Annotated in this window: 13 protein-coding genes; 8 read left to right on the top strand and 5 right to left on the bottom strand. The window is 59.5% G+C overall.

The window, feature by feature from the left end; all coding sequences use genetic code 11:
* The first annotated feature begins 98 nt into the window (after window positions 1–98).
* From P0120_08165 to P0120_08180, 4 genes are read left to right on the top strand one after another with little or no spacing between them, the layout of a single operon-like run.
* Window positions 99–1697 carry a DHA2 family efflux MFS transporter permease subunit gene (locus P0120_08165; protein ID MDF0674303.1) on the top strand — a complete coding sequence of 533 codons (1599 nt, stop codon included), beginning with the start codon at window positions 99–101 and terminating at the stop codon, window positions 1695–1697.
* Window positions 1694–3205 carry an efflux transporter outer membrane subunit gene (locus P0120_08170; GenBank protein MDF0674304.1) on the top strand — a complete coding sequence of 504 codons (1512 nt, stop codon included), beginning with the start codon at window positions 1694–1696 and terminating at the stop codon, window positions 3203–3205. Before P0120_08165 ends, P0120_08170 begins: the two co-directional genes overlap by 4 nt.
* A 4-nt stretch (window positions 3206–3209) precedes the next feature.
* Complete coding sequence (locus P0120_08175) at window positions 3210–4430, top strand: HlyD family secretion protein (GenBank protein MDF0674305.1); 1221 nt, start codon at window positions 3210–3212, stop codon at window positions 4428–4430.
* Window positions 4431–4486: 56 nt separating this feature from the next.
* On the top strand, window positions 4487–4615 hold the full coding sequence (locus tag P0120_08180; GenBank protein ID MDF0674306.1) for a hypothetical protein: 129 nt from the start codon (window positions 4487–4489) through the stop codon (window positions 4613–4615).
* Here P0120_08180 and P0120_08185 read toward each other — a convergent pair whose 3' ends face one another.
* A complete protein-coding gene (locus tag P0120_08185; protein ID MDF0674307.1) occupies window positions 4616–5713 on the bottom strand; it encodes a bile acid:sodium symporter in 1098 nt (365 codons plus the stop codon).
* A 162-nt stretch (window positions 5714–5875) separates the two neighbouring features.
* A complete protein-coding gene (locus tag P0120_08190) occupies window positions 5876–6217 on the bottom strand; it encodes a cysteine hydrolase (protein ID MDF0674308.1) in 342 nt (113 codons plus the stop codon).
* Window positions 6218–6331: 114 nt separating this feature from the next.
* On the opposite strand from P0120_08190, the gene P0120_08195 reads away from it, so the two are divergent.
* Together P0120_08195 and P0120_08200 are read left to right on the top strand one after the other, a co-directional pair.
* Window positions 6332–6952, top strand: a complete 621-nt coding sequence (locus tag P0120_08195) for a type II toxin-antitoxin system VapC family toxin (protein MDF0674309.1) — start codon at window positions 6332–6334, stop codon at window positions 6950–6952.
* A 535-nt stretch (window positions 6953–7487) separates the two neighbouring features.
* On the top strand, window positions 7488–10481 hold the full coding sequence (locus P0120_08200) for a P-loop NTPase fold protein (GenBank protein MDF0674310.1): 2994 nt from the start codon (window positions 7488–7490) through the stop codon (window positions 10479–10481).
* 40 nt (window positions 10482–10521) lie between these two features.
* On the opposite strand, the gene P0120_08205 is transcribed toward P0120_08200, so the two are convergent.
* On the bottom strand, window positions 10522–10779 hold the full coding sequence (locus P0120_08205) for a hypothetical protein (GenBank protein MDF0674311.1): 258 nt from the start codon (window positions 10777–10779) through the stop codon (window positions 10522–10524).
* Between the two features lie 248 nt (window positions 10780–11027).
* Here P0120_08205 and P0120_08210 point away from each other — a divergent pair, with 248 nt between their 5' ends.
* Window positions 11028–11486: a hypothetical protein gene (locus P0120_08210; protein MDF0674312.1), complete on the top strand. Its 459-nt coding sequence runs from the start codon at window positions 11028–11030 to the stop codon at window positions 11484–11486.
* Entirely contained in the window at window positions 11473–12225 is a 753-nt protein-coding gene (locus P0120_08215; GenBank protein ID MDF0674313.1) for a transposase, read from the top strand. The genes P0120_08210 and P0120_08215 overlap by 14 nt, the downstream gene beginning before the upstream one ends.
* A 195-nt stretch (window positions 12226–12420) precedes the next feature.
* Here P0120_08215 and P0120_08220 read toward each other — a convergent pair whose 3' ends face one another.
* Both P0120_08220 and P0120_08225 read right to left on the bottom strand, forming a co-directional pair.
* The gene (locus P0120_08220) at window positions 12421–12609 is read right to left on the bottom strand and encodes a hypothetical protein (protein ID MDF0674314.1); all 189 of its coding nucleotides are present in this window, start codon (window positions 12607–12609) and stop codon (window positions 12421–12423) included.
* Window positions 12610–12741: 132 nt separating this feature from the next.
* Window positions 12742–13068, bottom strand: a complete 327-nt coding sequence (locus P0120_08225) for a transposase (GenBank protein MDF0674315.1) — start codon at window positions 13066–13068, stop codon at window positions 12742–12744.
* Window positions 13069–13079: the final 11 nt, after the last annotated feature.

The following is a 13079-nucleotide window of genomic DNA, read 5'->3' on the forward strand; positions in this document are numbered from 1 at the left end:
ATATTGAGGCTGCCTCACGCACCACAGTTGGCCTTTGTGCCGGAGACCTCAGCAGATGAGTAACCGAGCACACCACGTTCTGTTGAACGAGCCTTCTTATGACGACACGGGATTATCCAGAGAGCCGCTGCCTCGGATGGCACTTCATCCTCCTCAACCTCGTCTTAGGCCTAGCCCACATCGTGGTGTTGTTCAACGCCGGATCGTACGTGGCGCTGGAGCCGCACGCGGCAGGAGGCTTGGGCGGCGTGCAGGTCAGTTTCGGGCGGTGGGCGCAGACGAATTTCATGATCGCCCTGGCCCTGGGCTTTCCCCTCGCCCGCTGGTTCTCCGACCGCTATGGAGAACCACGCGTCTTTAGCGTCGCCTTCATCGCCTACGCAGTGGCATCCGCATTCTGCGCGACGGCCGACAGCATTGAAGGCTTCGTGTCGGCTCGCGTCCTTCTCGGTCTCGCCGGCGGCGTCACCTTGCCCCTGAGCCAATCCTTGCTGATCAAGGAGTATCCCGATCACCTGAAGTCGTTGGGTCTGGCAATCTGGGGGCTTTTCACGTTGACGCCCTTTACGTTGGGGCTGGTCACCGGTGGTTGGCTGGGTGATCATTGGGGCTGGCGCACCCTGTTCTACCTCAACATCTTCCTGGCGATATTGATCGCCGCCCTGGCAGCCACCTTGTTCCATGGAAGACGTCATGATGTTCGCCATGAACCATTCGACCTCGTTGGATTTGTCCTGTTGTTTGTGATCTTCGGTAGCCTTCAGACGATTTTGAACGGAGGAAACGATTTTGATTGGTTCGACGATCCGCTTTTACGTGCCATGTTGGTCGTCGTCATCGTGACTGTCCCGGTCTGGATCGTCTGGGAGCTCGGAGAACGCCGTCCGGCGATTGACCTTCGGTTATTCGCGCATCGGAATTTCTCGATCGGCTTACTCTGTCTCGGTCTGGGCTTCCTTTCGATTCAAGGATTGCTCTCCCTCTTCGTCGTTCAACTGCAGTTGTTGCTGGGCTATTCCTCCGAGCTGGCCGGTCTGGTGTTCCTGCCCATGATTCTGCTGGGCATGCCGATGATCGCCCTGATGCACGAAATCGCAAAACGGCTGGACGTCCGATGGCTGGCCTGCTTGAACAGCTTGGGATTCGCCGCCACGTTTTATTGGATCGGCCTCTACGACGATCCCCACTCCTACGATCAGATCTTTTGGCCGATGGCGCTCGAGGGGGTGTTCCTCGGCTCGTTTTTCACGCCGTTGACCGTGTTGACGTTGCACGGCCTTTCGGGTGAGCAAATGCTTCGCGCGGCGGAGACGGCCAATATTCTTCGCATCGCGTCCGGCGCGGTGGGGATTACCTGGCAAGGGATCGTCGTCTTCCGCCGTCTCCCCTTTCATCAATTGCAACTCAGCGACCATTTCGGCGGGAGAATCTCGGCTTCGTATGACGCGCTCAATCAGTTCACGGCTAAGCTCGAGGCACTCGGCTTCGATCCCGCCATGATCCAACGCAAGGTGCAACTGACGATCAAGCAGGCGGCCGGCATTCTCGCCTTGAATGACACGTTCCTCCTGTCGAGCTATCTCTGTCTGGGGATTGCGGCGCTGGTCTGGTTCGCGCATTCCAGCCGCGTGCCGCTGTTGAAGCAGGCGGAAGCCGTGCGCGAGTTGCAGGCGGAAGAGCTGATGGAGCAACCATGATCCAAGGCCGACCGACCATCCCCCCATACGTCTCGGCCTTGTGCCTGTCGGTCATGTTCGCGGTCACCGGCTGTGGTTGGTGGATCCCGAAGGGCGATCCGCCTGCTACTCATATGGTGTCGCCCAAGTTGCAGGAAACCCTTGAGGAAGTGACCAACCGGTTGCACAAATGGCCCGACGATCGGTGGTGGGAACAATTCCAAAACGCCGAGCTCAGCCAACTGATGGAGACGGCGCTGCGCGACAACCCGGGGCTCAAGGTGGCCTCGGCCCGCTTACGGGAAGCGCAAGGGCTGGCACGTGTGGAAGGCGCACGCCTTCTTCCCTTCCTGGATGCCGACGCGTCGTTGACCTACGAGCGCATCTCGCAACACGGAGTGTTCGCTGCCTTGAATGCCGAGACCGCGGGACAACGCATTCTGCTCGGCATGATCAACCCGCTCACGTTTCGGTACGAGTTCGACTTCTGGGGCAAATATCGCGCGACGCTCGAAGCGGCGCTCGGGCATGCGGCAGCCGAAGAAGCGGAATTGGCTGAAGTCCGACTCCGCCTGACCACCGGCATCGCACGTGCCTACTTCCGCGGTCATGCGCTTCATCGTCAGCTGGAATTGGTCCACGCCATCGTCGATCTACGCCGCAGGCTTCGGATTCTCGCGGAGACCCGGTCCAAACTGGGATTGGATAATGACCTGGCGGTGAAGCAAGCCGTCGCCGACTACGAAGCGGCGGTCACACGGCAGGCCTCGGTTCACGATCAATTGGACATTCAGTGTAATTTGCTCGCCCGCCTCATGGGCAAAGGGCCGGACGACGGTCGACACCTCTTCACGGCTTCTTCCCCAACCATTCCTGAGCAGGTGCCCGTCCCTGAGCACCTCTCGATCGGATTGCTGGTCCACCGGCCTGATTTGGCCGCGGCACTGTATCGCGCGTACTCCGCCGCTCGGGTGGTGAAGGTCGCAAGGACGCAGTTCTACCCGACGATCGATCTGACCGCCTTCGTCGGCTTCAATGCGTTGACGTTCACCAAAGGTGCCGATAAGTTGGCGAATTTCCTGTTCTCGGGACAGAGCTTTTCCTACGGCATCGCCCCGGGCCTGCGCTTGCCGATCTTTGAAGGCGGCCGCTTGCGAGGCGAACTGGCGACGCGCCGGGCGGAGTACGATACCGCAGTGGAACTGTACAACGACACGCTGCTCGACGCTTTGCGGGAAGTCGCGGACAGTCTGAGCGCGTGGCAGGCGACGCGCGAGATGCTGGAATCGCATCATCGCTTGGTGACGTCGCTCAGTGAGGAGTGGCGTCTCGCAAAAGTACGGGTCGTGTCCGGACTGGACGACGACCGGGAAGTTCTCCGCCATCGCTACCCGGTGCTGGAACAGGAATATGCTCTGCGGGCGCTGGAGAGCGATCAACTCGTCGCGGTGGTGGATCTCATTGAAGCATTAGGCGGCGGATACAACAATCCCGATGTCGAAAAGAAGCCGAAGGAGCCGACGAGCTGAACGTATGAGCGACAGCCATTCCATTCCCCCACCGTCCCCGCAACTGATTGAAGAGTCGCTGCACGCACAACGCACCCGGCGGCTGTTGATCGTGGCGCTCGTGCTGAGTCTGGCAGGCTTCGCCTATGGCGGATATTGGTGGACGTCGGCCCGGCATTGGGTTCAAACCGACAATGCCTACGTGACCGGCAACCTCGTGCCGGTCACCGCGCAGGCCAACGGCATCATCACGCAGGTGCTGTTCGAAGAAACTCAGTTCGTGAATCGAGGCGATGTGCTGGTCCGTCTCGATGCGAACGAAGCCACTGCGGCGCTGGGACAGGCGCGCGGTCGACTCGGCGACGCGGTCCGGCGCATCAACTCGCTCTTCATCACGCAACGGCAATTGGCCGACAAATTGGCGGCTCGCAGGGCGAGATACGACGTGATCCGCCACGACATGGATCGGTACGGTCGAGCGGTGCCCAGCGGAGCCGTGTCGAAGCAGATTCTCCAGAATGCGCAGGATCACTTGCGGGCATTGGAAGCGGATGTGCGGGAAACACAGGCTGAATACGACGCGCTCGACGCTCAGATCGGCGGCACGACAGTGATGGAACATCCGACAGTCGAGCTGGCGAAGCATGAGTTCATCCATGCCCATCTCGAATATGCGCGACAGCAGATCCGAGCGCCGGCGTCCGGATACGTGGCGAAACGTAAGGCGCAGGTCGGCGAACGGGTCAAGCACGGCACGAACCTCATGACGATCGTTCCGCTGGACCATCTCTGGGTGGAAGCCAACTTGCGAGAAACCGACTTGGGGAACGTCCGACCGGGTCAACCGGCCGAAGTGCGCGTGGACCTCCACGGCGGCAAACACACGTTTCGCGGCACTGTGGAAGGGCTGGTACCAGGCACGGGTAGTCCGTTCGCGCTTTTACCGCCGGACAACTCCACCGGCAACTTTATCCACATCATCGAACGAGTACCGGTACGGATCGCGCTGGAAGCCGAAGAACTGCGAGAGCATCCGATTAGGCCCGGCCTGTCAACGGTCACCAAAATCCGCGTCAGCGATGTCGGGCAATCCATCTGGTCGTCTCTGGCGAAAGCCGACAGCGAGGAATATCAGACCGACGTCTATGACAACGAATTGATGGACGCAGAATCGCTGGCACAAGAAGTCATGAGGACCAATATGGTGTCCCGAATCCCTTCATCCGTGTCGACGTCAAGCGACTAACCCAGGCGCCGACACACCGGTTGTTCGGACGATCTCAAGTCGGCGGGCGAGAAGCGATGAGGACATGTGGGCATGATCGGCATGTCTCAGCGACCATCGCCCAACGGAACGAGCCGATTGTGCGGCGGATCCATGGGCAGAAAGCGGAACATCTTTTCATGCGCTATCGCCGGATGGGGTTCTGATTAGGTACCTCTTGCTGCTTGATGCACAACCTTTCGCTCTACGACCTCATGCACCCCACCAGCCACCAGGTGTTGAACGAGGTTGTAAAAGATGATCGGCACCATGACACGGGGATACGAGGCGAGGACAAGCGAAGCTAACACCAATCCAGTCCCATTGTTATTCATCCCCAATCCATACATCAGCGAGATCCCTTCAGCATCATCGACCTTGAAGAGTCGACTCAACCCATAGCCAGATGCAAATGCCGTGAAACAGAGGCCCGCCGTGATGGCCAACGTCACCGCCAAGAAGTCGTAATCTCGGTCTGCTACTGCCTGGGGAAGTGACACTGACCCGTTCGAATAGTTCAACAACAATAAGACAATGGAATTGATCAATTTGAGGAACGGCATGATCGCCGTCAGGTGAGTTTCAGACACAACGAAGCGCACACCAAGGCCCAGGAGAGAAGGCAACACGATCCAAAGACCCAGGAATGCCCCCGATCCGTACGCGGCGAGATGGTGTATAACCGTCTCATATTCCTCCGTGGCCATCTCTCCGAATGCATACAGAGCGATAGGCGTCAGCACAGGACTGAGTACGGTCGAGGCGAGGACTAATCCCAAGCTCAATGCGAGATTGCCATTGGAGTTCTGGGCCCAGGCAGTTGAGGCTCCGGCAATCGGCATGGCAGCCACCAACGCCAGCCCGATCAAGATGTGTTGGGCTTCCACCGGGTTGTGCCACAGCCGCATGATGAAGGTGACCAGAAAGATATAGGCCATGGGGATGATGAGATTCGCGGTGAGCCCCGCAAGCAATACCTTGGTTTTCTGGGCCAGAGCTGTGAGGTGCGAGGTCTTGACGCCCAGTCCCGCGTTGAACATCAATGTCGCCAGTAGAAGCAGGAGTAAGGAGACATGGAGCTGCTCGTTGAAGATTTGAAGATCACCAAACGTAAGGTTCCGAATCCATAGGCCGGCTGTCGGCCACATGGCGGAAATGGCATACGCGCCGATCAAAAACCAAAGCAGGTGATGATGGATGAACTGAGTCGAGGCGAGAAGGCTGACGTTGCGGTGATCCATTTTATCGTTCTTAAAACAGGTCACCGGTAGGATCATGGCATAGCGCGAAGTATGTGTCCATAAAGGAGAAACGACATGCGCCCGTGTAGACGAGCAAATCAAGATGGACTACATGGCGGTCAAAGATCAGGTCAAGGCTTACGTTTCGGAAGACGGATATGCCACGACGATTCAGCGAGTCTCGGATTAATTATCAGCTGCTGACCAACCCAATCTGTATCGTGGAGCAAGCCGCTCAATGACTTCGGCGGTTGTGGCGACTTCGCCAAAGATGCCGCCTTCCACGCCGATCATGGCTAATGAAGCTTTGTGTAGGTCGGGATCACCCGAAGCGCAGGCATCGCTCACAGTGATACAGCGGTAGCCGAGGTCGATTGCAGCACGCAACGTCGAGCTGACGCACACTTCTGTGGTGACGCCCGTTAGAATGAGTGTTTCAACGCCGCGCTTCGTCAGCATCTGTTGTAATCCCGTATGAGCAAACGCGCTATAGCCAGGCTTGTCGATAACTGATGCATAGGCATCCACTTGCTAAACCTTACTGTGGAGAAAATCAACACGTCCACCACACGTTGTCCGTGAATGTGATCGAAGAGGCCGCCGAATAGCAGAAGGATATCGCAGCCAACAAACGAGTGCGCGATGAAGCCTATCCGGCCGACAGCGTCTTCGGTCGCGCCGCTCAGCGACACGCATATGTCGTACTACGCGCAACATCGACGACCAGCTCCTCAGACGCCCTGGACAACTGACCGACGTTCAGGAGAAGACGCAACTCGTACGCTTCGGACTCGAAACCCTTATTTCACGCGAAGCCGCGAAGCGGCTTGCTCGACTGGGCGGCAGCGAACCCTAATTGAAAGGCATCCGCCGGCGTCGCCCCGCCTAGGTATGCCCACTCTGGTCGACACCTCCCTGTGGATCGACCACTTTCGTACCAATTCCTTCGCCCTCCGACGGCTGCTGGACGATGACCTGGTCATGTGCCACCCGCTCGTCATCGGGGAAATTGCCTGCGGCAACTTGAAACATCGATCTGAGGTGCTCGAGTCTCTGGCCGCGTTGCCTACCACGCCCATCATTGAATATCAGGAACTCCTGACTTTTATCGCAACCCATAAGCTCTTCGGACAGGGTTTAGGATGGATCGACGTACATCTCCTCGCCTCGACAATGCTCCGGCAGGCGACACTCTGGTCTCTCGATCAGCCTCTACGACGGGCTGCCAGAAGACTGCGCTGTCATTTTGAATCGCCCGACTGATCGATCGTTCCCTACGCTTCACAATCGGAACAATTCGGATCAGACAAAGGTATCCGACCCTTTATAAATTCCCTCACTTGCCGTTAGCGACCGTTCCTTTCTGCTGCACCCAATAATCCGCTGTTTCCATTGGATGTATGACAACCCATATCTCCAGCCACCTGGGCCTACCCGCCCGCGCCCCACCGCGTGCCCCTCGTCGAGTCAAGCTATTCTAGACAATCTAACAGCCGAAAACCGCCTGCCAAACGCAAGCCGACGGCGCCGCTCGCCCGCAGTCCGAGCGAGCGACGCGATAAGGAATCTTTCGCGCGCTTACCGACTACTCCCCCGCCGAGCCGGAGCGCTACAATAGTGGGTTTTTCATCACGCAGAAAAAGAATTGACACCTCTCCTGGTCTTGGGCTATAGCTCCGCCATAGAAAAGGCCGTTTAAAAATCCTATCCCTACTTTCTCCAGGCGATGGCGTATGGCATCGGTAAGGAAATCGGGAGAAACTGCGGCCACAGCCACTGCCGCCCACGGGAGGGCCAAATGGCAGCGCCTAAGCAGACTGTGCCCCCGCCTTCCAAAGGCGTGCCGAACCAGACGTCGGATGACGACTTTGCGGCGGAACCTGCGCCCACTACCGATCCTCCAAAGACCTATGCGGTGACACTGGTCTTCGATACGGAGAAAGGTGTCCGGCTTGCGCAGCCCAAGCGTTATCCCGTCGTCGTGTCGGCGCAGCTCGCGCGCGTTCTGGTGCGCGCGGCCAGTATTGCTCCAACTTCCGAACCACCGCTTCAATTCAGCACGCTGCTGATAGCGATGCTGGTCGACGAGGACAAACGCCTCGAAACGCAGCTCAAGTCTCTGCAGGGGGTGAATTTCGAGGCCATTGCACGCAAGCGAGCCTACAACGAGGCATCGCTTCGCAGTCTCAACGAAGGCACGCTCAGGGGCGATTACCTCGCTTCGATGTCGGCGCGCGAGGCTCTCGAGGAAACCGAGCGAATTGCGCGCGCGACATCCGGCCCGGTTCTCGACATCCGGCACCTCAATGCGGCCTACCCCATTCTCGAAAAATGGCACTTGAAGGACTTCGCCGATTTCCAGATCGATCGACTCGACTGGGCGCGTGCCGTGGGCTCGGACATGGCGCGACAGTTTCCAGTCGAGCGGACTTACTGGATGCGATACGCGGATCGCGCCGCGCCTGTACCGCTCACCTCGTTCAGCGCCGACGTGTACACGCAGGAAGACCTCCTGGGCATCGATCGCAGCGTCGATGCGCTGGCGCTCCTCATGGCCTCCACGCGCACGGTGACGCCGCTCGCCATCGGCGTGTTCGGCCCCTGGGGCTCGGGCAAGAGCTTCTTCATGCGTCACCTGCAGAAGCGGATCGTTGGGCTCCGCAAGGACGAGCAGGACCGGATCGACTCGTGGGTGGAGAAACGAGAGAAAAAATCCGCGAAACCGGAGGATGCACCTCTCTACTTCGGCGAAATAGCACAGGTGGAGTTCAACGCCTGGCACTACAACGAGGGCAATCTCGTCGCGAGTCTCGTCGAGCAGCTGTTCCGCAATCTCCGGATCCTGCCCAACGACGGCGACAAGGAGCTCGACGCACGGCGCGCGAACATGCTGATGCAGCTCAAGGTACTGAACAGTGATCTGACTACGGTCGAAGCGACCGTCGCAACCGCGAAACAGAACGTCGAAACCGCCAAGACGAACGTAGCCCACGCCGCAAGGGATGCCGCGGTGGCGAAGCACCAGGTCGACCAGCATGCACAGCAAATCAAGATCGAGAACGATGCATTGAAGTCAGAGCTCGGCAAACTCGATGACGCATTGAAGGCAGCCAGGCTCGAACCGGGCCACGTCGACCCCAACGCCGTAATTGCCGTGGCGTTCGGCCCGCTCGCGCCGTTTTTTGCGAAAGTTCAGGGCGCCAGCGAGGACGCGCGCAATCGGGTCTTCGATTGGAAAGAATTCTTCGGCCGGGTTTTCAGCACCAAAGGCCTCGTGATCATCGCCCTCTGCCTGCTGGTGCCCCTGGTGTTGACGCTCAAGGATGTGCTCGAAGCGCAATGGTCGGCCTTGATGGGTTCCGTGGCGGCTATTGTCACCGCGCTCGGCAGTGCCCTGGATGTATTCAAGCGCAGTCGCCAGCAGTTCGAAGCGAAGCTCGCGGCGCTCGATGCCGAGCAGGACCGACGCGCGGAGGAGGTTCGAAAGAACATTCAGCAACAGCAACTAGCCCTCACCGAAAACGCCAAGCAAAAGATTGCGGCGCTCAGCGCCGATCTCGAGACGCGCCGCAAGAATCTCGCAGAATGCGAGACGGCAATGAATCTCGCGGCCAGCAACCTTGCAGCCCGTGCGCAGGTACATGACGCACGGCTGCTCGAACGCGTCACAGCGGAGAAGAAAGTGCGTGCGGCGGAGGCGGAACTCGAACGGTTGTCGAGCGCGCTGCTGCTGGAGGAATTCATCACGGAACGCGCGAGTACCGACGAATACCGCAAGCAGCTCGGATTCCTGGCCCTGGTGCGCCGGGATATCGAGCGATTGTCAAAGCTGATCGATGACGCGAATCGGGAATGGCTTGCGACGGACAACTCGAAAGGAAAACCTTCGATCAATCGCATCGTGCTCTATATCGACGATCTCGACCGCTGCAAGGAAAGCACCGTGCTTGCCGTACTCGAAGCCGTGCACCTGCTGCTGGCGTTCCCTCTGTTCGTCTGCGCCGTGGCGGTGGACCCGCGCTGGGTGGAGAAATGCCTGCGCGAGGCCCGTAAGCAGATGTTCATTGACGAAGATGCACCCAGTGGCCAGGTACCGACCGGAGCGACCGCGACCGTCGGCGACTACCTGGAAAAGATCTTCCAGATTCCCATCTGGATGTCGCCGATCGAGAGCCAGACTCGAGCGACCCTGGTCAACTCCCTGCTCGGACCAACCGCGGCTCCCGCTGCCAGGGCAACTGGCAATGGTGCCGACCACACCGCGACGGCGCAGGAGGATCAACCCGCCCAGGCAGGCGCGTTCAACACACTGGTGGCTTATGCGCGCGAGCGACCCGACCCGCTCAAGATACTTCCCGAAGAGGCAAAATTCGTCGGTGAGATTGCCGACCTGCTCAGCGACCGGCCGCGCGCCCTCAAGCGCTTCGTCAATACGTATCGTTTGCTGAAGGCGAGTCTTCCGGATATCGAGCGAACGGACTTCGTGACCGAGGATGCCTCGAGCCCGCATCGAGCCTGCCTGATTCAGCTCGCGTTCTTCACGAGCCATCCACGATTGGCGTCGGAGCTGGTTTCGAAGCTCGAGGCCGAGGCCACTGCCGCGAACGGTGCCTTGAGTCCGGCTCCGAAGGTTCAAACGACGTTCGGAGGTTGGCTCGAAAAGACGTTCCAGGAGAAATCACCGGTGCGCAAGGCACTCGAAGAAATCCCGGCAAGCAAGGCGATTTCGCTGCAGGTCTTCCAGCGGTGGCTACCGCTGACGAGCCGCTATCTTTTTCACCGCGCAAGCTAGCGCGAGGTTTCACCTCGCCAGCCTGGCGCGGCAGGAGCGATTAGCGGCGGCGGCCGGTCACCAGGTTGATCGGGCGGCCGAAGATCCCCCGACGGAAGCCGTCAACTTGCATTGCAGCGCGCGGATTCGTGTTCTGACGGCGCATTTCCGCCAGCACATCGGGCGGGAGATTGATCCGGAATTCGCCGCTGGCAGCCGTGTCGTTACGCATTTTTCTGAGACTCCGCTCTCGTTGGACCGTTTCTTCTGCGTCACCGGCCGCTTCGGGCAGGTGCGCGTATGCAGTTTGCTTAACCATGATCCGTACATAGTGTGCCGGGATTCACACTGTTTCCAATGTCGCAAATTGCGCACTTCATTATGTTCGGGTCTGATTGGTGTGTAGGCGCGGCGCGAGTCCATTCGCTACAAAATTCTGACACACCTTTGCCGACATCCCTGTCGTCCGCGCACTGTGATATTGCGCACGCCGCGTGAAATGCGACAGCGCGATTCCGCGTGAAATCGCGCAGATTCAGCCCCATGAAGAAAATCGTGATGTAGCTGGTGATCGCACTGGCCGGAACCTACGGCACCGCCGCGGTGAACCTGTCCGAATCCGGTGCAAACCGATTTCTGAACGACCTCGAGCATCTCTCGCTGTCGGCTCAGGGCAAGGAATACTGTGCACGCCTGCACGACGACCTGAAAGTTTCCACCCAGGACCACAGCGCCGATCCGCCGGCGGATTTCGAGGGCGGCCGCGACGAGTTCTGCAACTATGTGAGCGAAGCGGCGAAGGGCATGGACCTGCTCGGTGCGGGCACTCACGTGACACGCGATGATTTCACCGTCACGCGCAGCTGGCTGCACCTGTGGACGGCCCACGTCAGCTACAACGAGGACCGCATCACTACGATGTCACGCGTGAACGTCACTCTTCACAGTGGTGCTCGACGGTGTGTACTTAAACCGCGACGGCGCGGCGGTCTACGAGGCGGCGCCTCCCACGGTGGAAGAGCTTGAATTTCCACTCGCCAAGATCATCACGCGCACCATGCGCCTATTGACGCGCCTGGGGGCTCTCATTAAGGAAACCGACCAGACGTACCTCGCCGAAACGGACACCGATGGGGCGCTCAAATCCCTGCAAGCCGCCTCGTGCGCCTATCGTATTGCGCTGGGTCCGCGCGCCGGTCAAAAAGTGCTGAGCTTGCAAAGCCTGCCGAGCGTAACCAGGCCGTCCAGCCCAGAGCTGCGAGTCAACGCGCACGGCTTTAGCTTCCATGCGGCGCTGCGCTGGCGCTCCGATGAGCGCGCAGAACTCGAACAGCTCTGCCGCTATATCACCCGGCCGCCCATCGCTAACGAACGGCTCAAACGTAATCACGCCGGCCAAGTCGTGCTGCAACTGAAGAGTCCCTACAAAGACGGCACCCCCCATATGGTCATGGAGCCGCTGGAGTTCATGGAGCGTCTGGCGGCCCTGGTGCCGCGCCCGCGTTTACATCTGATCCGCTTCCACGGCGTGCTGGCGCCCAACGCGAAGTTGCGCCGTCAAATCGTTCCCGCTCCGGCAGAGCGTGCCGCCGCGCCCCCGACCGATCACGCGTCTGCCCAGGGAGAAGCGCCGCGCATGAGCTGGGCCCGGCTGCTCAAACGGGTCTTCGACATCGACATCGAACACTGCCCGAACTGCAGCGGCGCTTTGAAGATCATCGCCGCCCCTTCGTCAGGCTCAGGACAGGCATCGAAGCTCCGCTAGTGATCGTCAAGATCCTCAGCCACCTGGGCCTACCGCATCAAACAAAGGGTCGCCCATCTCGAAGGCTCCGGTCAAGCGGGCACAGTCCATCGTGCCCCTCCCATTCTGCGAAGGGGGCAAGATCTCAGACGATGTCTCTCCTCGCCATGCCGGTCACGTGACTCCGTCGCATCCCGGTTGTCTTCGTCAGTGGTGTTAGCTCTCAGCTGAGCCGCACCAGTCACCCATCAGGATCAAGGCACAGGAGCGAGCCTCATGGAGAATCGACTCCAACCCCTGGCACGTCGTGCCCCAGACCACCGTCGGTTCCCGGTCACGTCCACCGGATAGAGGCACAGGATGTCTGGCTGCCAGCGGGCTGGCGCCACCCCCGTGCTGGCTCATGACCGAGGCGTCCCAGTCCCCCACACCACAGGCAAGGGAGAAGACGGGGTGGCAACTGAAGCGAATCGGGAGTGCGGGATCGAGCCCCAACCCCTTTGCGAGCTCCCAGTTCCACCCCTGCTCCGTTCACGGTCAGCCGAAGGCGCGCGCCAGATCGAACGACACCTGCTCGCGCAACAGGTGATCACAGGTCCGCGCCAATTGATGCGCCACGGCCTTGAGCGCCACCAACGGATGCGTCCGCGCCTGCTTCCGCTGATAATACTTCCGAATCACGCCTTCATAGCGAATGGCGAAGTGAGCCGCTTCAATAAACGCCCAGCTCAAATACTTGTTGCCGTTTTTTGTATTGCCTGCCCCTTTGCGTTTACCGTTGCTCACGTGCTCGCTGCCGACGCAGCGACAATAGGAGGCGAAGTGCCCGACGGTCGCAAACCGCCGCATGTCGCCGGCTTCCATGACCTGGGTTG

The sequence above is a fragment of the Nitrospira sp. genome (assembly GCA_029194675.1).
In the GTDB taxonomy this organism is placed as follows: domain Bacteria; phylum Nitrospirota; class Nitrospiria; order Nitrospirales; family Nitrospiraceae; genus Nitrospira_D.